We start from the raw sequence: 26,120 nt of genomic DNA on the forward strand, positions 1-26,120 counted from the left end.
TGTCGTCATGCTGGCTCTTTTGCATTTCTTTTGTGTGAAGTCTTGGTGAGCAAACTGGTAATTTGAACTAGTGACACAGTTTATTACGGGCTAGATTGCCGCACTTAGTGTTGTTCGCTAGTGTTCGATTAAGTCTTCAGTCGTAGTAAGGTCTTTGAGTTGTTTCCCCTGATAAAGCGTCACGTATTTAAATCGAGCCTTTGTTTACTCGCACTTTCATTACTCTCTGCATGTGGTGGAGAGGGGGAGTCTGGAGGTCTTTCTCCTGAGCCTAATCCATTAACACAAGATCAGCGTTACGACCTCCTCTATCGCTCTACATTTGGACCTAAGCCTAACTCCTATCAAGAATTAGCCGATCTTGGCTACTCAAGATGGCTTGATAAGCAGTTTTCTATGGCTCCGAGCCTGCATTTAACTCGCCTCAAACAGTATCCTATCGAAGATGGACGAGACAGCTACAACCAATCTGACCGCGTGTCAGTATGGTGGGATCTTAGCTTAAATGCCCCCGATCAACTCAGGCAGCGAGTCGCGTTCGCCCTTAGTGAAATCTTCGTGATTTCGCGATATGGCGCCAGTTTAAATGGCCGCGTTCTGGAGATGACCGACTATTACGACATGCTCATCACACACGCATTTGCGAATTATCGCGAGTTGATTGAATCGGTGACCCTGCACGCTGCCATGGGGGATTATTTGTCGATGATGGCAAATCAAAAGGCAGACCCAGAGAGTAATCGTTACCCAGATGAAAATTACGCCCGTGAAGTGATGCAACTGTTCAGTATCGGTCTGTATGAGCTAAACCCAGATGGCTCGGAGAAGCTTGATAACCAAGGGCAGTTGATTCCAACTTACTCGCAGGATGATATTGAGAATCTGGCTCGAGTGTTTACCGGCTGGCACATCGCTGAGAAAAACCAGCCTAATTGGGGCTCTAAAGATGGCAACTGGCTTTTGCCAATGGTGGCGTATCCAGAACGTCATGATTTTGAGGAAAAAGTGGTGATGGGAGAGGTGTTTGCTCAAGGGCAGACCGCCGAACAAGATATGGCACAGGCCATGGATATGTTGCTAAACCATCCAAACACAGGCCCATTTATCAGTCGCCATCTTATCCAAAGGTTAGTGACATCGAATCCGTCTCCCGCTTATGTCGCAAGAGTGAGCGCACTGTTTGACGATAATGGTAGCGGCGTGAGAGGCGATCTCAAAACGGTAGTTCGTGGAATTCTGACTGATAGTGAGGCGCTGAATGGAGGTGACCGTTCGCCCGTTAAGATGAAAGAGCCTCTAATTGCGATGACCAATTTTTTCCGAGCTCTCGAGGCGAAATCCGCTGATCCTTCGGGTCGCTTTCATAACTCGATTAACACCTTTGGAGCGTATGGGCAGTCGCCATTGGGCTCTCCAAGTGTCTTCAACTTTTTCTCGCCAGATTACGCCCCGAACGGAGAGATAGCGGATGCGAATGATGTAGCACCTGAGTTTGAGATATTGAGTTGGAACAACTTTATCCTCACTAATAACCAGCTTTGGTCGGCAACGGGCAGGACAAATTATAATGGCGAGGATAATCCGGCGCGCATTGTCATTAATACCGCACCGCTAGAAGCGATAGCCAATGACCATGAAGCACTGATTGAAGAGATTGAAAGGCGACTGCTTTCTCAAAGAATGAGCGAGCCGCTTAAAGTGATTGTCCTAGAAGGGTTGGAAGATCTTCGTGATACGCAACAAAGCTTGAAGGTTCGTAATGCTCTCTACACCGTCGTAACCAGTCAAGAATTTCATATTGAGGAGCTTGCCCAATGATTTCACGTCGTCACTTGTTAGCGGCTATGGCGTCGACACCAATTGTTTCGATGCTGGGTACTGGCACTGCACTTGCTCTGCCAGACGGTGATTATAAGGCTCTGGTTTGTGTGTTTTTATTTGGCGGCAATGATGGCTTTAACATGTTGGTGCCGAGCGATAACGCACACTATGATGAGTACGCGACTGCTCGTCCTGCAATTGCTATTCCACAAGCATCTCTATTGCCGTTGTCATTGAGTACCGGCTCTAGCTTGGCATTGGGATTACACCCATCGATGAGCGAGATTCAAAGCCTGTTCAATAGTGGAAAAGTCATTCCTATTGCCAACAGCGGCGTGTTGATAGAGCCTTCAACAAAAGAAGGTTTGAAAGACGGCACACATGCTATGCCTCCGTTTTTGTTCTCACACAACTCACAGCAAACAGAATGGCAGCGGGGCTGGTCGGGCAGTACGACAACACTTGGCTGGGCCGGACGGTTGATGGATGTGCTTAGTAGTGATTCTGATGAGATTAGTCCAACGTTTAGTCTCAATGGCTATGCCCAGCTACTCAATGGCAGCGTACAAAGTGCAAACCTCATTAATGCCTCATCTTTGCCAAAAGTAAACGCAGTGAGCAACGCACAGCGGCGTAAGAGTTTTGATCAAGTGATGAGTCTCTCCCCATTGACTGCATTTGGTCGGGAGTTTGACCGAGTAAAAGGCGATTCCATTTCCATACGAGATCAGCTAGCGGCTGCCATTGAGTCCGTGCCTGAAGAGGAACATTTCCCAGATATCTCTTTGAGTCAGCAATTACATACGGTCGCAAGACTGATTAAATCGAGTGACCAACTTGGGCACCAAAAACAAGTCTATTTTGTCGGCTTCGGTGGCTTTGACACTCACGCCAACCAATTGGAAGACCACGCTCAGCTAATGAACGCATTAAGCCAATCGTTAGCAGCGTTCAATCAATCAATGGAAGCCGCAGGGCTTGGTGATAAAGTCACAACGATGACAATGTCCGATTTCGGACGACGTTTGGCGAGCAACGGTACTGGCACTGACCATGGCTGGGCCAGCAATCACCTTGTAATGGGCGGCGCACTAAATGGCGGCCAGTTATATGGCCAGTGGCCATCACTCATCCTTGATGGAGAGAATGACTTCAACAAAGGGCGAATGATACCGACGACGTCCGTTGAGCAGATTGGAGCGACGATTGCTAAGTGGATGGGAGTAACTAGTAAAAGCTCGATGGACTATATCTTCCCAAACCTCGCTAACTTCACGGTTCAGGATTTAGGCTTTTTGAAGTCATGAGGGCTAGCTTGTTTTAGGTATGCTCGCTCCCTCGTCTTACATACAGGCCCGAATCTTGTGAGTAAAAATCGCGCACTCATGCCCACTCCCAGTTGTATTTACTGTATTGTAAGTCAATATATTGGATACTATACCGAAGTGACTCCACTCTGAATCCAGCATCTTGAGGTCACTTTGGTGTATGACAATAGTGCATTATTGAAGGAAGTATGTAATGAGTAAAAAGATGACAATGGCTGAGATTTCAAGACAGCTTGGAATTTCGACAATGACTGTGTCACGTTACTTTAATGGCGGTTATGTTTCGGCTGAGAACCGCCTTAAAATTGAAGCTATCGTCAAGGATAGTCATTACACGCCTAATATCTTTGCTCGCTCTATTCGTAGCCAATCGAATATTATTGGTTTTGTCGCACCTCGTATTGAGTCATATACGACGAGTCTAGTGATTAAAGGGGCGCTGGCTGCTGCCAACGAATCACAAGTACGAATGCTGTTTCATTCCACAGGGTTTAATCATGAGTCAGAATGCCAAGCCGTAAGAGAGTTTAACGGCTTAAATGCACTGGGCACGATAATTATCGCTTCAAAACACAGTGTTGAAGAGACTTTTTATCGAACCTTAGATAATGTGTTATTTATTGGCAAAAACTCCCCCCATCATTGTTGCTTATACTACCCCGATCATGCTGCTATTAAAGCACTCGTCTCCCAAACCATTACTCAGTTAAAACAGCAGCAAGCACCACTGGTAGCCGTAAATTATATTTACGATGAACGTATGCTTTCTAGCCGAACTAAGTCGATGCAAGCCACCATTACCGACACCGTACCCGAGTTAAACTTTTCACTGCAAGCCTTAGCCAACTCTGAGGAAAAAGCCGACTACCAGGCAGTTCAATTACAGCCCAATCATGTCTACTTTTGTGCCACCGATAATATTGCCATTCGGTTATATCGTCGCGCCAAAGAACAGCAACTCAAGATTGGTCATAACGTATGGATTGTAGGCATGGGCGACTATGACTACAGCGATCTGTTAGTCCCGAGTCTGACTACTGTAGCTTTTAACTACTATCAAGTGGGCTACCAAGCTGTCAAAAAGCTGATAAAGCGCGATTTCAGTTCCGTTGAAGGCACATTCGATTTAAAAATGAGAGAGAGTTCACAGTTCTCTTGAGGTTATGAGGGGTATCTCACAGTTTCTTTGAAATTATATTGAGTCTAAACATAATACATTTAACCTCATGTGTTATCGATAACACATAGCCTAACATTGATGATTTGCGCCAATAACATACATTCAAGCCCACTCGAGTGGTGGAAAAAAGCGACCGCCTACCAGATTTATCCCCGTAGCTTTTATGATACGAACCAAGATGGTATTGGTGATATCAATGGAATCATTGCTAAGCTGGATTACCTAGCTGATTTGGGCATTGATTTAATATGGATTTGCCCATTCTATGCATCACCGAACGATGATAACGGCTACGACATTAGTGACTACCAAGCGATTCATCCTGACTTTTGGAACCCTGGAGGATGTGGATAGACTGATCGCTGCTGCTCATACGCGTGGCATTCGCATCATTATGGATTTAGTGATCAACCACACCAGTGATGAACATCCATGGTTCATCGAATCTCGAGATAACAAAAATAGCCCTAAGCGCGATTGGTACATTTGGCGTGATGGTTGTGAGGCTACCGCTGAAAAACCGACTTGCGACCCAAACAATTGGGAAAGTATTTTTCATGGCAGTGCATGGGAATATGATGAAAAAACTGCACAGTACTACTTGCACCTATTTTCTAAAAAACAACCGGATCTGAATTGGGAAAACCCTGAAGTTAAGCAAGCACTATTCAAAATGATTCATTGGTGGTTGGAGCGCGGCATTGATGGTTTCCGTGTGGATGCCATTAGCCATATTCAGAAACAACCAGGTTTACCTTCTTTACCCAATCCAAAGGGTGAAAAGTATGTCTCCTCGTTTGATTATCACATGAATGTGGCAGGCATTGAAAAGCATCTGCATGAGTTAAAAGAGCAGGCGTTTGATCCCTTTGACATTGTCACAGTTGGTGAGGCCAATGGGGTTACTGCCGAGAATGCATTGCCTTGGGTTGCCGAAGCGACCGAGCAGGATCAAGGTGGTGTTTTCAACATGATTTTTCAGTTTGAACACATGAAGCTATGGTCGGAAGAACAAAGCAACGAGCGTTTAGATCTGGTGGAGTTCAAACGCATTTTATCGCGTTGGCAGGATGCATTAGAAGGTAAAGGTTGGAATGCGCTTTATTTAGAAAACCACGATCAAGCTCGTAGTATTGATACTTTTGCCGACCCTAACTCTAGGTATGCCAGTGCTACCGCATTAGCGAGTTGTTATTTCTTGATGAAAGGGACTCCGTTTATTTATCAGGGCCAAGAGATTGGTATGGTAAATCATCAGTTTACTTCTCTTGATGAATTTAATGATGTGTCTGCTAGGAACTTAATTCAAAAGCTATCTCAACAAGGTCAAAGCGATGCAGACATCCTAGCCCTGTTAAATCAAGTATCCCGCGACCACAGTCGCTTGCCAATGCAATGGAACGACCAGAAATTTGGCGGTTTTTCTGAGGTGCAACCTTGGTTCTGGGTCAATCAACAGCACGCAGATATCAACGTTGAGCAACAACAGATAGATCCAAATTCGATTTTGAGTTTCTACAAGCAGCTGATTGCTCTGCGTAAGTCAAATGAAAGCTTGGTGGTTGGCCGTTATCAATTGCTGCTACCTAGCGATCCTAATATCTATGCTTATCAACGTGTTGCTCAAGATATGACATGGACCATTATTACCAATTTAAGTCCACAAGAGAACGTCGTTGATATCGACTGCTCGCAATTAGGCGAGTTAGTACTTGATAATCAGAATATCAACAATGAACACGCTCGTTCAGATTTTATAGCGACGAAAATTGCCCCAGCTTATGCAGCGTATATATTTGCAAGAAAACACTAATTTATATTTATCGCAGGGTCTTTATAAAGCTACCCTGCATTTCAAACAAGGAATCATTTATGAGTAAGTTACTGTCGTTTGATTTTTGGCAACGATTTGGGAAATCCCTTATCGTTGTTATCGCGGTGATGCCAGCCGCGGGTATCATGATATCACTCGGTAAAGTTGTCGCAATGTATGCCGGTGGTATTGGCGCCATTGAAACACTAGGCGCTATTATGGAAAACATAGGTTGGGGGGTCATAGTTAACCTTCACCTATTATTTGCTGTCGCTATCGGTGGTTCATGGGCTAAGGAACGAGCAGGCGGTGCATTTGCTGCTCTGATTGCCTTCATCTTAATCAACCGTATCACTGGGGTTATATTGGGCGTGGATAATGCTATGCTCAGTGATCCTGAGGCGGTTGTGATGAGCTTATTTGGTTCTGAGTTACCTGTCTCTCAATTCTTCACAAATATTTTAGGTGCTCCTGCTCTAAATATGGGTGTGTTTATCGGTATTATGTCTGGCTATTTAGGTGCCAACTTATTTAACCGCTATCATGACTTCGCACGCTTACCTCAAGCATTAGCATTTTTTAACGGTAAGCGCTTTGTACCTTTTGTAGTTATTTTCTATTCGATGATTATTGCGTTTGCTTTATCAATCGTATGGCCTTTAATTCAAGGTGCACTTAATGATTTTGGTCAATGGATTGCAACCTCTAAAGACACAGCACCGATCACTGCTCCTTTCTTATATGGTACGTTAGAGCGTTTATTACTGCCATTTGGTTTACACCACACTTTAACTATTCCAATGAACTACACCGAGTTGGGTGGTACTTATGAGCTTCTGACTGGTACGAATGCAGGCTCAAGTGTTTATGGTCAAGACCCATTATGGCTTGCTTGGGTGAGCGATCTAAATAATCTTAAATTAAGCGATCCGATAGCTTACCAACATCTACTAGATACAGTACATCCAGCGCGTTTTAAGGCGGGCCAAGTTATTATCGCAGCGTCTTCATTGATTGGTATTGGCCTTGCCATGTATCACTGTGTTGATAGTGATAAGCGCGAACAATACAAGCCAATGTTTTTATCTGCGTGTCTTGCTGTGTTATTAACTGGTGTAACAGAGCCTATTGAATTCATGTTTATGTTTATTGCTCCTGTTTTGTATGTTGCGCATGCGGTGTTAACAGGGGTTGCATTTGCGTTAGTAGATGTGATGGACCTACGTGTACATGCCTTTGGTTTGATTGAATTAGTCACTCGTATACCTATGATGGCTTCAGCGGGCATCGGTGGTGACTTGGTTCGCTTCGCATTGGTGTCTATTGTTTTCTTTGGTGTTAACTATGGATTATTCCGTGTGCTTATTGTCAAACTTAAATTGCCAACACCGGGACGCATGGGTAACTACCTCGATGACAGTTCAGAATCCATGTCAGAAGATGAGAAGATGGAAACTATCATTAAGAATTTAGGTGGCCGTACCAATATTGCTGAGATTGATGCTTGTATGACTCGATTGCGCGTTACAGTTAATGATCCGCAGTTGGTTGCCGAATATGAGTTATGGAAGCCGACGGGAGCACTTGGCGCTGTAATTAAAGAGCAAGGAGTACAAGTTATTTATGGTCCTGGAGTGGATGTCATTAAATCTAGATTGGTTGCGAAGTTTTCAGCACAACCAGCGTAGTTATTTCTCTATTTAGATAGAGTAACCTCGAAAAACGCAGCCTTGCGCTGCGTTTAACTCACTCCAAATAAATAAGTGATTAATAAATGAAGTTAATGACGCTAAATACCCATAGTTGGCAAGAAGAGAAACAGCTAGAAAAGTTGGATGTGGTAGCGCAAGCCATTATCGAGCAAGGGTGCGATGTCGTTGCATTACAGGAAGTGAATCAACATCAAGACAGCCCGGCTGTTGATGCCAATATATTAACCAATCACACTGTGCTCGCTGATAACTATGGTTACTTGTTACAGAAAAAGCTCATGGAATACGGTTATCACTACCAACTTACATGGGATTTCGTTCATCAAAGTTATGACGTATATCACGAGGGACTGGCGTTCTTGACGCGACTGCCGATTATCGAACATGAGGTCATTGACCTAAGCGATAACTATGACGTGAACTACTGGAAACATAGACGAGCAGTGCGTATTAAGGTGACTTCCCAACAAGGTTATTTCAATCTTTATAATTGTCATTGCGGCTGGTGGAATGACTCAGAGAACTCATTTGAGGATCAGTTCAACCGAATCAATGCAAAATTATCAACAGAATTGAGCTTTCTATTAGGTGATTTCAATAACCCAAGCCATATACGCGATGAAGGTTATGATTATGTTTTACAGCGCGGATTGATAGATTGTTATGAAATAGCTGAAATAAAAGATGCTGGAACCACAGTAATTAAAAACATTGATGGTTGGGAAAAAAATAGCCAAGCGCTTCGGATTGATTTGGTTTTTAGTAATCAACCAGTGGTGGTCAAGCAGCATCAGGTGATTTTTAATGGCGATTTTTATCCGGTTGTGTCGGATCACTTTGGGGTTCTGATGGAAGTAGACATTACTTAATGTTTATTAACTTTTCGCAGCTTATAAATCCACATTCTACAACCGGCCAAACCCCAAGAGTCCGTTTGGTGATTACTTATTGCTCTTCAAGATAATTTAAACTGACAAGCACCTGATTTATCGACTAAAATTTCTTGTATCTTTGATGTGGAAATTGGCCGAATTTAGGTGCTAACTATATGAATAATAAAAAGACACCATCGATTCTCGTTGTATGCATGGGCAGCACAGTTGTTTCTATTAACTGATTGAAAAATAAAAATAAAATTCCGTTCCCAAAATTGCTCCAATGAAAGTTCTCCAAAATATGAGCGCGTTTTAGACGCGCTGCAAGAGTGCTATAGGTGACTTAGTATGAGTTACTGGGTAACGTCTGGAGTCGGAGAACACAAAGTCTGATACTTTTCCTAAAGTTTGTTAAATAAGAGTAATACCTTGCCTACTATTGTGCTTTTTTGGCATATCGATAACTTGCAATCAATTCAAAGAACCTAAGAAGAAATTCTTGATATGGAACTTCAAGTCATTCAATCGGGTATGCATTTTTGAGAGGTTAGTTGCTAGGTTTTACTTTGTTGCATATCAACGAGGCTCTATAATAACTACCTGATTTAAGTGAGGTTTGTTATGGGTTTTCAAGGGATAGTCGATGCATGGAATGCGCCTGTAGGTTTTATTGCAGCTGTATTCGCCATCATTGGTGTGTTGTGGGGGGCGCTCAAGTTAATACGTGTACAGTATAGAAAGTTTAAGGAGCCAAACGATGTTCATGGATTTCTACATAACTTAGGGTTGAGAGAAAAATACAAAATCGCGATTGTGGATGATGAGATAAAGGACTTTCCAATAGAGTATCTGAAAAGCCTTGGTTACAGTGTATCAACTTATGAATCTATCTCCTTGAATGAGGTTGATAGGCTACTGTCATTCGATATTATATTCCTTGATGTAAAAGGGGTTGTTACAGAAGACTTAGATACGGGTGGAGCTAAGTTACTGAAGCTCGTAAAAAAAGCCAAGCCTAGTGTTATGGTTATTGCTGTATCCTCAGGTAAATATCAACTCAACTTGAACTCCTTTTTTGAGGATTCAGACGATGTTTTGAATAAGCCTATTCGAGAGATAGACATCGAGAATTCAATATCAGATTTGATTAAACACAATATTGACGTTGATAGCATGGCAGAAGAGCTAACCAATATGATTGTTTGCTCTAAATCAAAGCAAGAGAAACTCATTAATAAGAATTTGATTGGCTACTTCTCAGGACAAGTTGGTTACGAACGCCTGTGCGACGTAGTTCACAAAAACACCAATCACAAATACTCTGATAAAATATCAACACTAGCGAAAAGAATAATGGGAAGGTTAAGCTTTGATTCGTGATTTCTTTGAAGATGGGCTGATTAGCCACAACTTTCCTGTAATGGTTGATGGTGTGGTTTATAGCGGAAATAAAACCAGCAACAACGGTATCTGTTCAACCGAATGTTACAATGGACAATATGACAATTCAATCAAAACAATAACTTGCAATCATGGCTTTACTCACTACCTCAAGAAAGTTAATGGTATTGATATTGCTATCGTTGATGTTATATCGGACAACAGCAAACTTGCCAAAAAGTATCGAGGCAGAAATGTTAGTCGAGCATATGCGGAAAGGTGGTTTAACTACATATCACGATTCGGGTGTCGTTTAGAAGCGCTCGTCTATAAAAAAGCCAGTGAAGACTTCGATAAATTTCATGAAGTAACAAAATGGTGCGATCAAATACATCATTACTCAGACAAAATTTTGAGAGGGTATGGTAACACTCCAAAGGAAGCCGAAGGTAATGCTCCTAAGAGTGTGAAGAGCTTATATAAGTCTTCAGTTATGCTTAAAGATTCGCTTGAAACAACTGGTATTTATTTTAATCCCAACGCTGCGAAATATGGTCGAAAGCGTACTACTGATGTGTATAGAATGGTCGACAAGATAGTTCGAGTTGTGGAACATTCTGAAGCAAGTGCTTTCAACAAGAAGATTAAACTCAGCGGTAGGGTTGATAAGAACTATGATATCTATGAGTCCTTCAAAATTATTCCAATGTCATTTCTACAGAACGCAATAAAGTACTCTTCTAGTGATGAGATAAAGGTTCGATTTGAAGAATTTAGTAACTCACTTTCCATCAATGTTATTTCTACCGGTAACTACATAACTGACGAACAACAAGAAAAACTGTTTGATCGAGGTTATAGAACTCCTTGGGCAAGAAAGGCACATCATGATGGAAAAGGGCTTGGATTGTTCGTTTCAAAAATAGTTGCCGATGCTCATGATTTTGAAATAGGTGCCAAGAGTATGAAGCTAGAGTATGAGTACAATGGTCAGTCTCAAGCTGAAAACCTTTTCTATCTGAAACTAACAGTCAAATGAGCGACAACGTATTAAGCATATAAATCCAAAAAAGAGGCCTATGTGGCCTCTTTCTAGTACAAAGTCTAAACATCATTTGATTCAGAGTGTCTAAAACCTGCATGAAGCCGATTAAACTATATTGCTCATAGAACTCAAGCCCGCAAAGAGAGTTAACGAAGGGTATATTGTACTGGCGATTGCAGGTGTGTTGGTCGCAAGAACCCCCTGTAAGATTGTTCGAGTAATGATTCTTACAGGGTATAATCAACGGCAATTGTAAGTTGAAGCTCAAAGGTCAAGCAAAAGGCTTTATCGCTTCATTAAGCAACATATCAAGCTCTCACACAGAATAGCCAACAACCGAATTCAACCAAAGCTTTCACCGCTTGACGAAAAATTGCGAAGCTTCGTTTTTCTTAGGCAGTGTTACAAAGGCTGCCCGCATTCGCAGCAGGTTTGGTGCCGACGAATAGTATCCAGAGAAATAAGAATGCACTTTGCTTTAGCTGTTGGGATATTGAACTTTGAAACTACCTCCGACAGAAGTGTTTTATCAAAGTTAGCCTGCCCGCTGTTGGTCACTAACCAGCGCTGAACATAGCTACTGACTAATACCATTTGGTTAATATCATTGTACGTATCATCCGCTTGGTTGTAGTTGTTGATTTTCTCTTGGAACATTTTCAATGTCGAGTGCCAGAATCGTCGGTTTGGGCGTTCCATTCGAGTTTGCAGCGTACTGGTTTTCACTCCCAGCGCCCTCGCAAAGTCGCTCCGTTTGTTGTAGCCACCAGATTCCATCATGTTCTTTAATTGCTCAGCTAAAGCATGTGCTTCGGTATGAGTGGCGAATTTTACGGCCATTGTGTCACCTCATTAGTTTTTAAGTCGAAGTAAAACTTTAAACAACAACATTTCGGGTTGTCCAACTTCTAGAAATACGTTAAAAAAACTCTTGAAAATGCCTAAGATATTGATAAGTAAGGGTTAAAAAGAGAGCGGTAAAATTAGCCCGTTATTATAAAGGTGAGTAGAGCTTACTGAGTTTTGGGTTTTTCATAACGTGTTGATTTTAATAGATTTGTGCTAATTTTAAACGTTTATGTTGCTTTAGGACAAAATTATGATCGTGCCCACACTTTAAACAATCAGTTTTAAGCTAACGCATCCATGGTCTAAATATTTAGGTCGATACTTTCATGGATTAGCTAAAAACTTAATTTCTTGTTTAGTACTTATTGTCCCTGAGCGCCTTTCAATTCACCTACCACAACATACTCACTACCACGGCTATCCGAATACCTATCCGTCGTTCGGCGGTCTTTGTGACCAAGTAGCTTTTGGGTATCGACGCCTGCTTCGTGGTATGTGCGTTCGGCCAATGATCTTAGTTCATGAAAAGTCGGAGGGGTGCCTTCCCATTTTAGATTGGCTTTGTCTCGAGCCTCGGCAAACCTTCGAGTGACAGTGTTGACGTTGACCTTGTCGCCTGGTTTGGTGCTGTGTACTCTCGCTATATTGTGAACGAGATAGCGTGACACTATATCCGTCTTTCGGCACATCCCTATAATCTCAGCCAGCGTCATATCGAGAATTGGATTACGAAGGGTGAGGGGGAAGGCTAGTTTCGTTTTTTGCCCAGATTTACTTGTGGCAACGTAGAGTAGACCGTCTTTAATGTCCGAGAACTTGAGGTTACAGATGTCCTCTCGGCGCAGTCCTGTCGTCAAAGCGAGAAGGGCGGCGTGATAGCAATAGACATGAGGTGACTCTTTCAACACGCGGTCGATTTGCTTCCAGTGAGATACGGTTAGACGTGAACGGCGAACATTCGTTTTTGGTGGCTTGGTCGCTAAGGCAGGGTTATAGCCAGCCTCAACCTCACCGGCATGTTGAGCCTCTTTGAAAACATCAATCCAAATAGACCTCAGAACTTGAGCCATTCGTGTTTTGCCTTCCCGTTTGTACTCATCAATGATGATGGCCAGAGTCTTTGTGTCGAGCTCTCTGATAGCAACATGCTTACATCTGTCATTTAGGACTTTGATGCCACTTCTCCGTGTTTTGAAGGTAGCATCAACGATTTCACCAGTCTCAAGTCTTTCGGCTTGGATCTCCATGTATCGCTCACACCATTCACCGGTACTGATCCCCATTCGTTTTTTCTTGGCAGGATTAGCATTGAAAATGTGGTGATATTGCTCGACTAGCTGGGCAGCGATGAGTCGATTGAGCTCTGTCGCAACCTTAATCGCTGTTGTTCTGTCGGTTCCTAATCCATGAAATCTACCGGTTCGAGTATCTCGGTATTGGTAGTACGCCTTGCCATTTCGCCTATCAAATTTTTGATAGAGATTGGGAACGTTTAGATTGTGTGCTCTAGGTCTAGCTGCCATGGCGGAAAATCCTAGCAACGACAGGGTCGCTGATTTCTATGGAGTCTGTTGAGCAAAGGCCGACAAATACCGCTTTTTCATCGCACATCCACTTTCCGCCGAATTTGACCGGAGCAGGGTGTATCTGCTTTGTTTTTGCGTAGCTCGCTAACGTACTCGCACTTGGGGCAAAGCCAAACTCTTGGATTGCCCATTCCCGAATCGTAATATGCATAGTTCACTCCTGACTTTAGTTGTTGCCTGAGTCAGCCAATCGCCTTGCTGTAACCGACCATCATACCTTTGGGTTGAACCCAAAAAGTCCGTTTACTTACATTTTCTAGATTAGCGAGGCCGAAATGGTGGCAATGGGATTAAGCAGCCAAAAACGAGTGCACAAAAATTTTTTGGGGTAGGCCATTGGAGAAATATCGAAGAAGCAAAGTACGTTCTGTTCAGATAGCTTTCTTGCTCTGAACTGCGGCTTTAATCACCGTTCGATACACATCAGGAAGTGGGAAAACAGCGAGAAAACACAAAGTGCACTTAGCGACAAATTTACCGTTGGTTTCTCTATATTGGGTGGAAGATGTAGGACAAATTTGTGAGAATTTAAAGAAAACATTTAAAAACAATGACATAGGAAAATCGTTTGTTGATGATTCTAAGTGAAATGCCGGTATTGGGTGGAGAGCCCTCTTTTACCCAAGGGAAAATTGGTCAGAAAAACAAAGAGTGAAATGAATTCGATGTATTACGTTAATTTCTGAATCATGAAAAGTGTCATATTTCCCGTAATGGGTGGAAGGCGTGTTTTGACGTTGGCAAAAAAGCAGGAGAAAAAAAGAATATATCGATTAATCAGATGGTTGTAAGGCGAGGTTACAAGCAAAAATAGGTTGTTTTGGGTATTTGGGTGGAAAGCCTAAAAACCCCGAAATTATCTGTAATGGGTGGAGACCCTCCCCACTTTCCACCCAAAAATTATGCTGGGGGAAATTTTACTGACAAATAATCCCATACCCAGCGCGACTATAGCAGAGAAAGTATCTTCACTGACGCTTATCGTAGCCGCTTAAATCGTACAACTTGGCCATAGCGGCCTTGAGCGGCGGACAGGGTTAGCAAGCGTGTAAAACAAGCTATGAAACCGCCAATCTGCTGGGCAATGTCGCTAGGTGCTCTTGATACTGCAAACATGGCCAACGCGGCCTTGAGCGCGCTCTAAGTTTACTTTTGGGGATGAATAACTGTGCAAAGCGCAGGCCTTAATCTTAAGTACGGCCAGCGCGATTATCACTGCTGATAAGGTTCACGTGAGGCTCAAGACATCTCCCTTTTCTGGGATTGCTCTAAAGAACTCACACTGGCAGGGCATCCTCACATGCCTGAAGAAAACTCACTAAATAGAATTAACAGTTGTCATTTGGGCTGCTTAATCAGATTTCCATAGCTCCCTCAGTGCTTTACTAGAACAACGAAACACAGGAGGGAACTATGACTGAGCCAGCGAATAGCAAGTTTCCAGCAGTAATTTGGGAACCAGTGGTCGAGTTAAGATCAACTATTGAACAGGTATTGGAAAGATTGTGTTATCCGAGTTTCTAGACTCTGCTTGTTTCAGGTACTCGTCGAATAGACCGTCCAAAAAGGTGTACCTTTTCGGACTTCAGCAAAACGGCCAAATGGTAAGGTAATCACTGTACGTTAAGTCGGCAAAATACTTGCTGTACATGTCTTCATTATTGCTGGGACTTATTGAACAGTTTCGAGGAGGGGTTATGTTGATTGGTTATGCTCGTGTTAGCAGCGATGAACAAGATTTGGGGATTCAGGTTGAACACCTGACTACTATTGGTTGCGAAAAGATCTATCAAGATAAAGCCAGCGGTAAGAGTGCGGAGCGTCAGGGGTTAAAGCAGCTTCTTGAGTTTGCCAGGGAAGGGGACATAGTGCATGTCACCAAGGTAGACCGGATTGCCAGAAATACAATCGATGCGCTTGGCGTCGCCGACCAATTGAGCGCGCGGGGCGCAGGGCTCATTTGTCATGACTTGGGCGACCTAGACATAAACAGTGACGTGGGGCGCGTTATCTATACCACAATTGGAGCGTTTGCAGAGATGGAGCGCTCAAGAATACTGCAGCGATGCAATGAAGGGCGAGAACGAGCTAAACAGCAAGGAAAGCACCTTGGTCGTTATCCAAACGTTGCATTACATGAACGCATAAGGGAGTTAGCTGACAGCGGTTGGAATAAGCATGCTATTAGCCGTGAGTTGGCGTGTAGCCGCTCTACGGTTTATAAGGTGCTTTCTAAACAGGTTAGAGTTTAATGTGGTTATCAGGCTCTAAACGCGATTGTGAGGCTTCTATATCTGGCGGCTAGAGTGTGTCGCGACACGTTTTTGCTCCAAACCTTCTTAGAGCCGTTTAGAGGATAACCTACGCAGTATATCAATAGATAAAGCTGAACTAGTCTGTGCTTTGGTCTCTCAAACGAAACTATTACGTAATTCTCCTCCTACAACTCGTTGTCTACTCACATAACAAGCTGATACCAGTTGAGTTTCATAATAGACGGCAGCAAAATACACGGTAGGTAAAGATGGAAGATTCCGTCTAAAAAGCGTTACACGATATGGAAACTTTATGGAACTTATTGAATTAGTTAGAAGTGAATATCTATCCATTATATTTGGTAGCTTGGGTGGCCTTGTCACAGCTGTACTGACTCAAAAAGTTGTGAATAAACGTGGCTTGTTTAGCTATTTTGTTACACACAATAAAATTGGCAGTTCAACGCATGATTCAGTACTTGGAGATGTGTCCGTTACTTGGAACGGTAACGACGTTGAGCATTTGTACTTCTCTACGATTAAGCTCAAAAATGAAAGCCTGAATGATTATGAGAGTGTAGTTATCAAAGTTTACACTACTGACACAATGCTCTTGTCGGAGTCTACCCAAATAGAAGATACCCCAGATATTCTTTCCTGGACGGAGAAATATAAAAATAGTCTTTATGTACCAGAAGGCGAAGTGGTTAATGAGGCGCAGCTAAATACTTACCATGGACAGCGGGAGTATGTAATCCCGGTTTTTAACCGTGGGCAGAAAATTACACTCACGTATATTAATTCAGCTAAGACTCCCCAAATGCCTAATATTTGGTTATCTACAACTATAAAGGGCGTTAAGCTTAAGTTCCAAGTACCACATAGTCAGATTATGGGTGTATCCCAACTAAGAGCAGGCTTGATTGGGTCTTTACTAGGCTTTGTCCTACTGTTGCCATTGGTTACATATGTTTCAAACGTTTGGTTAATAGCAATAGTAGCCATATCGTATGGACTTGTAGCTCAGTTACCGGGTGTTATATTTATTAAATCCCTCAGGAAACTTAGAGAGCTAATCGGTGGTTAGCCATATAACAAACTGCTCAAGAGGAATTCGCAACGCTTGGTATTTTAACTATATCTTGGTTCAAGCGTTTAAGGTAGTGTGTAGCGATTGCAGTGTTAGTCGACTAGCACGGCGTTAACATGCTGTAGATTGAAAATATAGGCTTTGATTAATGCTATGATAAAGAATCAGAATTGTGTGTATTGCGGTATCGCCGTTAAGAAGTCCGTAAATTCGGATACTGGACGCTCTGTTGAGCATTTGATACCACAAATTGCTGTTAGCAAAAAAAGATCAAATGCTAAAGGTGACTTCAACGTATGCAGAAAGTGCAACACTGAGAAAAGTAAAATTGATGAGTTGTTCGGGTTGATATCTAGGATAAATACACCAGGTGAAGGTGGCATTGAGGCTATATCAAAGCTTGCAAAGATGTACGGTAAACGAAATAAGGCTATAACACGGATGATTGATAATGCGCGTCGTCATCCCGAGGGTATGGAGCTAAAACTACCTTTTAAAGGTGAGGATATATACAAATATGGGGTTTTCCTTACGAAAGGGGAATATTTTAAAAAGCACTTGTCGCTACTCGACCTAAATGAAAAAGTTGTATTGGTTACATGGGGTAGCCCTAGGGTAGTCAAGGAGTTACTTTCAAGGTATCAATCGACTCACGGACGTAACCCCTATGATGATCTTGCTAAGAATAGTAGTGTGGAAAACGTATATAAAGAATGCTTCATTGTCGTAAACACCGAAGGGAATAGTTTCTCATTCTTTTTCAATCGAGAGTACTTACTTTTGACGAAGATTGTTGATAGAAATGAAGAGACAGTTCGAGAAAAGCGCATCAATAAGCTTGATTTAATCGCAGGCTTTGCTCAGGGAAAAGCGAGTAAGTACTGTATGTAAGAATAATGCTAGCAAACGGTTATGGCCGATTCCGAATCGCTCGGTATTTTCGGTTCACTTTGATTTTGGTCTTTACTACACAATGATTTATGGTGGTAATAGCAATACTCACCACCATAAACGAGTCAAACCCTTATAACTTGAACTAGTAATATAGCTGACTCGGTTCTGTATAAAAAGGGCGTTTTGTCGTAGTTTTTCCAAACTAGTCTTTGTGTCCAAATCTTGCCATGTTGCTCATACTTATCACATCTGTTCTAGAGACATAGTTTCTGTATGCATGCATGCAATCAAGTTAAATAAGTACTATTAAAATTACTAGGGTGCAAAAACAGTTTTTTGGCCTGAACGCCAACATAACTAAAACTTGCTACAAATTGAGGTTCGGTAACGTGTAGTTTTGGGTAATCATCTCCTTCATGTAACTTTTTAATTTCGTCGGATGGTAGTTGAATGAATTCTGGACTAGTATCCACTTGCACTGAAACAGGAATGAAGCTATGGGCATTACCATACTCTTCAATTATTTGCTTATCAAAAATCTCTTCAGCCCTATTTTTTAAGTCTTCATAGGCATATTCATGATGCTTCAACAGCTCATAGTAGAGCCACAAAACATCCTCACCATCTAAAAGAGTTTCTGTGTAGTCAACAAAAGGTATACATTCTCTGAATTGATTCATTGATATTGCTCTAGTTTTTTTATTTCCTAACCTTTCCGAAATAATTCTTTTTTCTTTGTTTTTTTGTGAGTTAAGATGACGTAAGGCTTCAATAAAGTTCAGGAAATTATCATCTAATTCCTTTAGGGCTGATATGTTTAAGTAGTCGTAGTCTACGGGGTTCCCCCCCGAATAACTTTTTTCTTTACTTGCATGAACATTAAGAAACATCAATTCTTTTAAATCTAGTGGTATATGGTCATCTCCGAGCAAAAACATTGGTAGGTGGCTTGTTCTCTCAGCTGTATCCATACTGTAGCACTTTGAAAAGTCGTCAAAATATTTATGTAGAAACAACAATCTAGATCGTAGTAGGCTCAATAACTGGATATAAGATTTGTATTGGCTAACCCTTTCTTTTTTAACCCTATCTATTTCAATACCATTGAATGCTACTAATGCGGTAGTCACAGCAGTAAGGACGGCTCCACCAATACCTAGCCAAGTATAAGCGAACTGCTCATTCCAATTAATTGAGTAGGCAAAGCCACCCACGGTAAAAATTAGCCAAACAAAAAAGCACAAAGCGGGGTGTTTCAATACAAATAATTCTTTCATTTAATCTAACTAAAGCCGTAAATGTAACACAGTTTTTTATTCTACTACGTACTATGTCTTTGTGTAGTTTTTTACAGTCATACTTTATTCGTGAGCACGTTTGAAGAGTCCTCTGATGCATCGTGATCTAATAGACTTTGTAACTCAGAGATGCCCACTTTCGAGTTAGCCCCAAAACCACAGCTAACTCGAAAGCTCCCCAGCCCCTACACTTAGCGCTTAAAGCTCCTCAACAACGAACCTCTACGAAAACATGTCGTCATCCAATCCCGTGCTGAAGCCATCGTCAAAACTGCTATCGCAACTATTATCACAGCCTGTAGTAGTGAATTCGTCAGAGCCGTGATCAGTACATGAGCTAGAATCAGTTTCAACATCGCTATTAGCAGTACTTGAGGTGGTATCGTCTGGGTACGTGCCTTGAGACAGACTGTCGTAGCCATACGGATTTCCCATACTATCCAGCCCGCCAATACCTCCAACCATTGGAAGGCCTGTTGCTGGGTTAATGACGGTACCTTCATCATCGACATGAGATTGGTTGGTAAAGTCCATCGATGCAAAATCGGTGTCGTTAATTGGCTCATACGAGTTGCTATCGACCGAGCTTTGAGTTTGGTCTTGGTAAAATACCCAGTTTGGTTCATGGTTTGACTCCTTGGTGTTAACGCCAGGTTCGATGGTGCTTCCGATAGCTTCGTAACTGCGCATTTTGGTTACCAAAAACAAACCAAAGATGACTAAAGCCAGTAAAGTAAAAATGCCGCTCATACTTCCTCCCCTTGCTTGGATTGAGATAAGTTGGAGAACACTTTGCTCCTTTCATTGCTGATGCTAACACCCGGCCAAATCCCAAGAGTCCGTTTGGTGATTACTTTTTGCTCTTCAAGATAAATAAAACTGACAAGCAGCCTTGTGAACACGCTTAAATTTATAATGTGGCTATTTTTCAATGGTTTATGTGAAAATTAGTTTGTTAGGATGGTTTTCACATAAATGCTGAATGGTCGTTTTGAGGGCAAATTCGCTCCAAAACCCCTCCAAAACTATTCACAAGTACCTGATTTATAGACTAAAATTTTTTGTATCTTTGACGTGAAAATTGGCCGAAATTAGGTGTTAACTCTATGAATAATAAAAAGAAACCATCGATTCTAGTTGTATGCATGGGCAACATCTGTCGCTCCCCGACCGGAGAGGCCGTATTACGTGCTCGAGCAGAGCAAGCCGGTATTGACGTCGAAATCGATTCTGCGGGTACCATCGGTTATCACCAAGGCAATCCGCCAGATTCCAGAGCTAAAAAAGCAGGAGAGGCACGTGGTTACTCGTTTGCTGGCATCCGAGCTCGTCAGGTCACCGATGATGATTTTGAAGATTTCGATATGATTCTGGCGGCAGATAAAGATAACTTGGCTGATCTAAAGCAGCGTTGTCCTCGCCATTTACAGTACAAACTCTCCCTGTTTCTTAGTCATGGTTCATCTAGCTACAAAGAGATCCCAGATCCCTATTACGGTGGTGACCAAGGGTTTGAGTTGGTGTTGGATTTGATTGAGGACGCATCGGATAGTGTTATTGCCAAGCTAGCTTAGTTGAGTATTACTAAGCGCAGAACTTAATTTTGAAGTCTCAGAATGAGAGGGTGTTGGCTACGTGCAGATATACACGCAGCCAATAAAAACGTTAGTGTCGAATGGGTTATTTGCTCATCTCACCACGAAGAACTTCAAGCATTTGAGACTTAACTTCTTCGTAGCCAAGGTTTTGGCTCAGCAAGTAGTGCAGTTTCGCTAGGGCCGCCTCTGGGGTCATATCGAAGCCGCTGATTACACCCGCATCCGCAAGGGCACAGCCTGTTGCATATCCACCCATGTTGACCTTGCCCGCGAGACACTGAGTCAGGTTTACCACGATAACACCGCGCTCAGACGCTTCTTTAAGGTGACCAAGCAGCTCAGGATTTTGCGGCGCGTTGCCGACACCGAAGGTCAATAGGATCATCGCATTGACTGGCTGAAGTAGGGTGTTACGAATAACCTCATGCGAAATACCAGGGTACATGGTGATAACCCCAATTGGCTGAGGCGTAATATCATGCACCTTAAACTCACCTTCTGGTGCTTTATTGATTTCAACACCACTGCTGAGCTGAATGTTGATACCCGCTTCAAGCAATGGTGGTAGATTTGGCGACGTAAACGCGTTGAAGCCATCTGCGTGTGATTTCGTGCTGCGGTTACCGCGCATCAGCTGATTGTTGAAGAACAATGTCACTTCATTGATTGGGTAGTTCGCTGCGATGTGCAGGGCATTCAAAAGGTTAGCCTGACCATCAGAGCGCAGCTCCGCGAGTGGGATCTGTGAGCCAGTTACAATCACAGGCTTACCTAAGTTCTCCAACATGAAAGAGAGTGCCGACGCTGTATACGCCATCGTGTCTGTACCATGCAGAATCACAAAACCATCGTACTTGTCGTAGTTGTCGCGAATATCATCGGCGATCTGTTGCCAATCTGCAGGCGTCATATCAGACGAGTCGATCAGCGGCTCGTACTCATGGATAGTAAACTCTGGCATTTCTGGTCGATGGAACTCTGGCATGCTCGCCAATTGTTTTTCCATAAATCCAGCTACCGGAATGTAGCCATGGTCGGACTTTTGCATGCCGATTGTGCCGCCAGTGTAGGCGATATAGATGTGTTTTCTCGTCATGACAGACATCACTTTGTTAGTCGGGGGAACAGGTGGGGGCGATTATAACCAAAACAAATAAAAGAGCCACCAATCGGTGGCTCTGAATCACGGTTTTGCTGATGAGACCTCTATTGGACGTTACAAGTCAGGCACAGCACATAGTGACCTTTTGGATCATTGAAGCTCTCCATGAGCGACGCATGTTGCTTAAGCTCGTTTGCTACTGGCAATAAGCTTTGTGGGATCCAAGAAGAAATATCAAGTCCCAAACTCACGTGTACTTGCTTCATCAGGTCTTGCACAAATTGTTGTGCAGGGCTTAGTGGCTCTTCAACAAACATCACATCGTATTGTTCTAAGCTTGCTAACTCGGCCGCAAGAGCAATCGCATCGTCAAAGTCGCCAATCTTATCGATAAGACCGTGGTCAAGTGCATCTTGTCCTGTCCATACTCGGCCCTGCGCTACATCATCGACTTCTGTCACGGACATATCGCGATTATCGGACACTAGTGAGATAAAGCGTTTGTAACCATGCTCGATACCCATTTGGAAGGCTTGTGAAGCGCCTTCATTGATGCCTCGAGTGATCCCTACGCCGGAGAATGGCGTCGTGCCGACACCATCAGTATTGACGCCAATATTGTTCAAACCTTTTTCGAACGTCGTTATGACGCTAAAGATACCAATCGAGCCAGTAATCGTGGTTGGCTGTGCCATGATTTGCGATGCACTCATGGAGATCCAATAGCCACCAGATGCTGCCACACTAGACATCGAAACGACGACAGGTTTACCTGCGTCTTTGAGAGCCTGAACTTCATTGCGAATCACTTCGGATGCAAATGCGCTGCCTCCTGGGCTATCAACGCGAAGTACCACAGATTTTACACTGTCATCCTCACGGGCTTGTTTGAGAAGCGCTGCGGTGGTATCGCCACCGATTGTGCCGCGTGGCTGCTCACCATCCATAATTGAACCACTTGCAACGACAACAGCTACTTGATTATCTGGATTTTCAGGAAAATCAAAAGGTACTGACGCGAGATATTCATAGTAACCTACGGCATTGAAGCCACCGTCACCGTCGCTGCCGAACTCCTCTACCATAGCGTCATTGACTTGCTGCTTAGTCGCGAGTTCATCAACCAACCCCATCTCTTTAGACAGTGCCGCTAGGTCACCATCTACGTTTTTGAGTGACGCTAAGAAATCATCCATGCTCGGTGTTAGCACACCTGGGTCAATTTCACGATTGGTTGAAACATCATCGACATAGGCTCCCCATAGCTGTCCAATCCAGCGAGTTGCATTGGCTTTAGCATCTTCAGACATATCGTCACGAAGGAAAGGCTCGACAGCAGATTTGTAGGTACCGACACGAAATACATGAGTGGTTACGTCGAGCTTTTCGAGAAGCGTCTTAAAGTACATAGAGTAGGCGCTGTAGCCTTTAACTAACACTGCACCATCAGGCGCCAGATAGACTTTATCTGCATAGCTCGCCAGATAGTATTGGCTTTGGTTGTAGAACGCGCCGTAGGCATACACGGGTTTACCGGTTGCTTTGAACTCGTTGATCGCTTTAGCGATATAGCGCAGTTTTGTCAGGCTGGTTTCTGGCATGTCACGGAGTGATAGCACCAGTCCGGTTACTTTCTCATCTTGCGACGCGTGACGAATGGTATCGACAACATCGAACAGCACATTTTCTTTAGGAAGATCTTGCCCAAACAGTGAACCCGTAAACGAATCCATCGGGTTAACGTAGGTGCTTTGCTCAACTATTGGTCCAGATAGATTCATAACCAACGCAGACGCTTTGGTTTCGACTTTTGCAGGTGCGTCGCTTTGCGTCAAAGCAAAGTAAAACACAGCGATCATGGCGAAGAAAAACAGATTCACAATGGCAAGTCTAGTGAAGTTAATTAACTTCCATATGCCTTTGAAAATCATACCTATAAAACGGAATACTTTTTTCATTGTCTCTCCACATCACACGTTAGGTGAGTGTTCATTTCCCTAAACATCAATTACTAGTGTAGCGCTGAGGTTAATAATTCGCTGTATGAATAGTGTAATTGTACGTGTAAGTTGCCGATATCTATCAGCGAGGGGTTAAGTGAATATAAATTAGAGACTTAACATACTAGATGAAGTTCAAAGATTCAGAAAGTTTTTCTGCTTATGTTGTCAGAATGTAAACGCTAGTTTGATTTTTTAACCTTTCCATAATATTCTGGTCAGACCACAACAAAAACAATGGAAGTGATGTCAGCCATGTACCCGAACTTACTTAAGCCACTGGATTTAGGATTCACTCAACTCAAGAACCGAGTACTTATGGGATCAATGCACACTGGTCTCGAAGAGCACAAAGAAGGTTTACACAAGCTTGCTGCATTCTATGAAGAGCGTGCAAAAGGTGGGGTTGGGCTGATAGTGACAGGCGGTTTTGCGCCTAACCTTCGCGGTCGACTCGCACCATTTGCGGCAGAATTTAGTAAGCCTAAACATGCCAAAGCACACAAAGTGGTGACAGAAGCAGTTCATAAGCATGGCGGTAAGATAGCACTGCAAATCCTTCACGCAGGTCGCTATGGCTATCATCCATTTTCACAAAGTGCTTCCAAGATTAAATCACCGATTACCCCTTTTGCTCCAAGTGAAATGAGCAGTCGCCAGATCTGGAAAACCATTGATGCTTACGCTAACAGCGCTGCTCTGGCAAGAGAGGCAGGCTACGACGGTGTGGAAATAATGGGCTCGGAAGGCTATTTCATCAACCAATTCATCTGCCAGCGCACGAACGTCCGTTACGATGAATGGGGTGGTAGTTATGACAATCGTATTCGCTTGCCGCTCGAGATTGTCAAAGCCGTGCGTGCTGCCGTTGGTGAAGATTTCATTATTATCTTCCGCCTTTCCATGCTGGACTTAGTTGAGCAAGGCAGTACTTTTGAAGAGGTGGTGCAGCTCGGTAAAGCACTAGAACAAGCAGGCGTGACCATAATCAACACCGGCATTGGTTGGCACGAAGCAAAGGTTCCAACGATCGCCACCCAAGTGCCACGCGGTGCCTTTACGTGGGTGACAGAGAAGATTCGCCCGCACCTTTCTATCCCTGTTATTACGACTAACCGAATCAACACGCCCGATGAAGCCGAGCGTATACTTTCATCCGGTCATGCCGATATGGTTTCTATGGCGAGACCGTTCTTGGCAGATCCCCATTTTGTTGCCAAAGCCGAGCAGGGTGAAGCGCATTTCATCAATACCTGTATCGGTTGTAACCAAGCATGTTTGGACAACGCCTTTAAAGGCAAGCGAGCGACCTGTTTAGTCAACCCACAAGCGTGTTACGAAACCGACTTGATCATCAAAAAGACGGTGAACAGCAAAAACATTGCCGTTGTTGGGGCTGGGCCTGCGGGACTTGCTTGTGCAACCACACTGGCTGAGAAGGGGCATTCCGTCGATCTGTTTGAGAAGAACGATCGTATCGGTGGTCAGTTCCGACTTGCCATGCAGATACCTGGCAAAGAAGAGTTTAGAGAAACGATTCGCTACTTCGCCAACCGTATTGCCCAAACTGGTGTTAAGCTTCACCTAGAGACTGAAGCCACCGCTGATCTTCTAAAAGAGTACGATGAAGTCGTAATGGCGACCGGCGTGAAACCGAGAATGCCAAAAATGGAAGGTATCGACAATAAAGATAAGGTTATCGACTATCAAACAGTGATTCGTGACAAGACTTATCTAGGCGAAAATGTCGCTATTATGGGCGCTGGTGGTATTGGTATTGATATCGCAAGTATGATTACCGAGCCCCAAGGTCAGACTCTGGATGACTGGTTATATGAATGGGGTATCGATAAAAACCTTGAACATCCTGGTGGTTTGTATCCGTTCCCAGATTCAACGACCAGTACTAACGTGTGGGTGATGCAGCGTAAAGAAGGGCGAGTCGGTAAAGGTCCTGGTAAGACAACGGGCTGGATACACAAGAAGACGCTTGAAAAACGGGGTGTGCACCTACTTGGTGGTGTGTCTTATGACAAGATCGATGACAAGGGTCTGCACATTACCGTCAAAGGAGAGTCGAAACTGATTCCGGCGGACAAGGTGGTGATATGTGCGGGACAAGAATCCGTCAAGCCGTTTGAAAATGAGTGGCCAGATTTCGGTGAAAAACTGCACGTCATTGGAGGAGCTGACTATGCTGGTGAGCTTGATGCAGTGCGCGCAATTCGCCAGGGAGTGGAGCTGGCAGCCAAGCTGTAGCGCTTCATTTAAACCATTTAGGGAGAGGCAACAGG

At 43.4% G+C, this 26,120-nt stretch carries 19 protein-coding genes and 1 pseudogene; 13 read left to right on the forward strand and 7 right to left on the reverse strand.

Features of this window, described 5'->3' with window-relative positions:
* Positions 1 to 159 precede the first annotated feature (159 nt).
* The 8 genes and pseudogenes from AC6I8Y_RS04785 (at position 160) to AC6I8Y_RS04820 (ending at position 11,148) form a co-directional block, all read left to right on the forward strand.
* Positions 160 to 1,818, forward strand: a complete 1,659-nt coding sequence (locus tag AC6I8Y_RS04785) for a DUF1800 domain-containing protein (protein WP_498020887.1) — start codon at positions 160 to 162, stop codon at positions 1,816 to 1,818.
* Positions 1,815 to 3,128, forward strand: a complete 1,314-nt coding sequence (locus AC6I8Y_RS04790; protein ID WP_498020889.1) for a DUF1501 domain-containing protein — start codon at positions 1,815 to 1,817, stop codon at positions 3,126 to 3,128. Before AC6I8Y_RS04785 ends, AC6I8Y_RS04790 begins: the two co-directional genes overlap by 4 nt.
* 214 nt (positions 3,129 to 3,342) lie before the next feature.
* Positions 3,343 to 4,308, forward strand: coding sequence for a LacI family DNA-binding transcriptional regulator (locus AC6I8Y_RS04795; RefSeq protein WP_498020891.1), 966 nt, complete (start codon positions 3,343 to 3,345; stop codon positions 4,306 to 4,308).
* 99 nt (positions 4,309 to 4,407) lie between these two features.
* Positions 4,408 to 6,142: pseudogene (locus AC6I8Y_RS04800) on the forward strand (glycoside hydrolase family 13 protein).
* Positions 6,143 to 6,201: 59 nt separating this feature from the next.
* Positions 6,202 to 7,830 carry a PTS transporter subunit IIBC gene (locus tag AC6I8Y_RS04805; protein ID WP_498020893.1) on the forward strand — a complete coding sequence of 543 codons (1,629 nt, stop codon included), beginning with the start codon at positions 6,202 to 6,204 and terminating at the stop codon, positions 7,828 to 7,830.
* An 86-nt stretch (positions 7,831 to 7,916) separates the two neighbouring features.
* On the forward strand, positions 7,917 to 8,723 hold the full coding sequence (locus AC6I8Y_RS04810) for an endonuclease/exonuclease/phosphatase family protein (RefSeq protein ID WP_498020895.1): 807 nt from the start codon (positions 7,917 to 7,919) through the stop codon (positions 8,721 to 8,723).
* A 627-nt stretch (positions 8,724 to 9,350) separates the two neighbouring features.
* Positions 9,351 to 10,109, forward strand: coding sequence for a hypothetical protein (locus tag AC6I8Y_RS04815; RefSeq protein ID WP_498020897.1), 759 nt, complete (start codon positions 9,351 to 9,353; stop codon positions 10,107 to 10,109).
* The gene (locus tag AC6I8Y_RS04820; protein WP_498020898.1) at positions 10,099 to 11,148 is read left to right on the forward strand and encodes a sensor histidine kinase; all 1,050 of its coding nucleotides are present in this window, start codon (positions 10,099 to 10,101) and stop codon (positions 11,146 to 11,148) included. Before AC6I8Y_RS04815 ends, AC6I8Y_RS04820 begins: the two co-directional genes overlap by 11 nt.
* A 408-nt stretch (positions 11,149 to 11,556) precedes the next feature.
* Here AC6I8Y_RS04820 and AC6I8Y_RS04825 read toward each other — a convergent pair whose 3' ends face one another.
* The 3 genes from AC6I8Y_RS04825 to AC6I8Y_RS04835 all read right to left on the reverse strand — a co-directional run bounded on the left by AC6I8Y_RS04825 (position 11,557) and on the right by AC6I8Y_RS04835 (position 13,740).
* Entirely contained in the window at positions 11,557 to 11,994 is a 438-nt protein-coding gene (locus AC6I8Y_RS04825) for a hypothetical protein (protein WP_498020899.1), read from the reverse strand.
* Between the two features lie 371 nt (positions 11,995 to 12,365).
* Positions 12,366 to 13,526 (reverse strand): phage integrase Arm DNA-binding domain-containing protein, encoded by a 1,161-nt coding sequence (locus AC6I8Y_RS04830; RefSeq protein ID WP_498020900.1) that lies wholly within the window; start codon positions 13,524 to 13,526, stop codon positions 12,366 to 12,368.
* Positions 13,516 to 13,740, reverse strand: a complete 225-nt coding sequence (locus AC6I8Y_RS04835; protein ID WP_252013791.1) for an excisionase — start codon at positions 13,738 to 13,740, stop codon at positions 13,516 to 13,518. Before AC6I8Y_RS04835 ends, AC6I8Y_RS04830 begins: the two co-directional genes overlap by 11 nt.
* Before the next feature lie 1,546 nt (positions 13,741 to 15,286).
* On the opposite strand from AC6I8Y_RS04835, the gene AC6I8Y_RS04840 reads away from it, so the two are divergent.
* The 3 genes from AC6I8Y_RS04840 (at position 15,287) to AC6I8Y_RS04850 (ending at position 17,825) form a co-directional block, all read left to right on the forward strand.
* Positions 15,287 to 15,841 (forward strand): recombinase family protein, encoded by a 555-nt coding sequence (locus AC6I8Y_RS04840; protein WP_498020902.1) that lies wholly within the window; start codon positions 15,287 to 15,289, stop codon positions 15,839 to 15,841.
* 316 nt (positions 15,842 to 16,157) lie between these two features.
* On the forward strand, positions 16,158 to 16,931 hold the full coding sequence (locus tag AC6I8Y_RS04845; RefSeq protein WP_498020903.1) for a hypothetical protein: 774 nt from the start codon (positions 16,158 to 16,160) through the stop codon (positions 16,929 to 16,931).
* 156 nt (positions 16,932 to 17,087) lie between these two features.
* Complete coding sequence (locus tag AC6I8Y_RS04850; protein ID WP_498020905.1) at positions 17,088 to 17,825, forward strand: hypothetical protein; 738 nt, start codon at positions 17,088 to 17,090, stop codon at positions 17,823 to 17,825.
* A gap of 290 nt (positions 17,826 to 18,115) precedes the next feature.
* On the opposite strand, the gene AC6I8Y_RS04855 is transcribed toward AC6I8Y_RS04850, so the two are convergent.
* Complete coding sequence (locus tag AC6I8Y_RS04855) at positions 18,116 to 19,105, reverse strand: hypothetical protein (RefSeq protein WP_498020907.1); 990 nt, start codon at positions 19,103 to 19,105, stop codon at positions 18,116 to 18,118.
* Between the two features lie 243 nt (positions 19,106 to 19,348).
* A complete protein-coding gene (locus tag AC6I8Y_RS04860; protein WP_498020909.1) occupies positions 19,349 to 19,876 on the reverse strand; it encodes a hypothetical protein in 528 nt (175 codons plus the stop codon).
* Positions 19,877 to 20,232: 356 nt separating this feature from the next.
* Here AC6I8Y_RS04860 and AC6I8Y_RS04865 point away from each other — a divergent pair, with 356 nt between their 5' ends.
* Positions 20,233 to 20,700 carry a low molecular weight protein-tyrosine-phosphatase gene (locus tag AC6I8Y_RS04865; RefSeq protein WP_498020911.1) on the forward strand — a complete coding sequence of 156 codons (468 nt, stop codon included), beginning with the start codon at positions 20,233 to 20,235 and terminating at the stop codon, positions 20,698 to 20,700.
* 106 nt (positions 20,701 to 20,806) lie between these two features.
* Here the strand turns inward: AC6I8Y_RS04865 and ansA are convergent, their stop codons facing one another.
* Positions 20,807 to 21,820, reverse strand: coding sequence for an asparaginase (gene ansA, locus AC6I8Y_RS04870; protein ID WP_234494222.1), 1,014 nt, complete (start codon positions 21,818 to 21,820; stop codon positions 20,807 to 20,809).
* A gap of 110 nt (positions 21,821 to 21,930) precedes the next feature.
* Positions 21,931 to 23,784: a signal peptide peptidase SppA gene (sppA, locus tag AC6I8Y_RS04875; RefSeq protein WP_498020914.1), complete on the reverse strand. Its 1,854-nt coding sequence runs from the start codon at positions 23,782 to 23,784 to the stop codon at positions 21,931 to 21,933.
* A gap of 297 nt (positions 23,785 to 24,081) precedes the next feature.
* Here sppA and AC6I8Y_RS04880 point away from each other — a divergent pair, with 297 nt between their 5' ends.
* Complete coding sequence (locus tag AC6I8Y_RS04880) at positions 24,082 to 26,085, forward strand: 2,4-dienoyl-CoA reductase FMN-binding domain-containing protein (RefSeq protein WP_498018357.1); 2,004 nt, start codon at positions 24,082 to 24,084, stop codon at positions 26,083 to 26,085.
* The last annotated feature ends 35 nt before the right edge of the window (positions 26,086 to 26,120 follow it).

It is taken from the genome of Vibrio sp. KUL78 (assembly GCF_059725505.1).

Excerpts from the sequence above, each read along its gene's own strand:
- AC6I8Y_RS04865 (WP_498020911.1), top strand. The coding sequence starts at position 20,233 with ATGAATAATAAAAAGAAACCATCGATTCTAGTTGTATGCATGGGCAAC.
- AC6I8Y_RS04845 (WP_498020903.1), top strand. The coding sequence starts at position 16,158 with ATGGAACTTATTGAATTAGTTAGAAGTGAATATCTATCCATTATATTT.
- AC6I8Y_RS04810 (WP_498020895.1), top strand. The coding sequence starts at position 7,917 with ATGAAGTTAATGACGCTAAATACCCATAGTTGGCAAGAAGAGAAACAG.
- AC6I8Y_RS04815 (WP_498020897.1), top strand. The coding sequence starts at position 9,351 with ATGGGTTTTCAAGGGATAGTCGATGCATGGAATGCGCCTGTAGGTTTT.
- ansA (WP_234494222.1), bottom strand. The coding sequence starts at position 21,820 with ATGACGAGAAAACACATCTATATCGCCTACACTGGCGGCACAATCGGC.
- AC6I8Y_RS04830 (WP_498020900.1), bottom strand. The coding sequence starts at position 13,526 with ATGGCAGCTAGACCTAGAGCACACAATCTAAACGTTCCCAATCTCTAT.
- AC6I8Y_RS04880 (WP_498018357.1), top strand. The coding sequence starts at position 24,082 with ATGTACCCGAACTTACTTAAGCCACTGGATTTAGGATTCACTCAACTC.
- AC6I8Y_RS04805 (WP_498020893.1), top strand. The coding sequence starts at position 6,202 with ATGAGTAAGTTACTGTCGTTTGATTTTTGGCAACGATTTGGGAAATCC.
- AC6I8Y_RS04860 (WP_498020909.1), bottom strand. The coding sequence starts at position 19,876 with ATGAGCGGCATTTTTACTTTACTGGCTTTAGTCATCTTTGGTTTGTTT.
- AC6I8Y_RS04795 (WP_498020891.1), top strand. The coding sequence starts at position 3,343 with ATGAGTAAAAAGATGACAATGGCTGAGATTTCAAGACAGCTTGGAATT.
- AC6I8Y_RS04855 (WP_498020907.1), bottom strand. The coding sequence starts at position 19,105 with ATGAAAGAATTATTTGTATTGAAACACCCCGCTTTGTGCTTTTTTGTT.
- AC6I8Y_RS04835 (WP_252013791.1), bottom strand. The coding sequence starts at position 13,740 with ATGCATATTACGATTCGGGAATGGGCAATCCAAGAGTTTGGCTTTGCC.
- AC6I8Y_RS04825 (WP_498020899.1), bottom strand. The coding sequence starts at position 11,994 with ATGGCCGTAAAATTCGCCACTCATACCGAAGCACATGCTTTAGCTGAG.
- AC6I8Y_RS04790 (WP_498020889.1), top strand. The coding sequence starts at position 1,815 with ATGATTTCACGTCGTCACTTGTTAGCGGCTATGGCGTCGACACCAATT.
- AC6I8Y_RS04850 (WP_498020905.1), top strand. The coding sequence starts at position 17,088 with ATGATAAAGAATCAGAATTGTGTGTATTGCGGTATCGCCGTTAAGAAG.
- sppA (WP_498020914.1), bottom strand. The coding sequence starts at position 23,784 with ATGAAAAAAGTATTCCGTTTTATAGGTATGATTTTCAAAGGCATATGG.
- AC6I8Y_RS04840 (WP_498020902.1), top strand. The coding sequence starts at position 15,287 with ATGTTGATTGGTTATGCTCGTGTTAGCAGCGATGAACAAGATTTGGGG.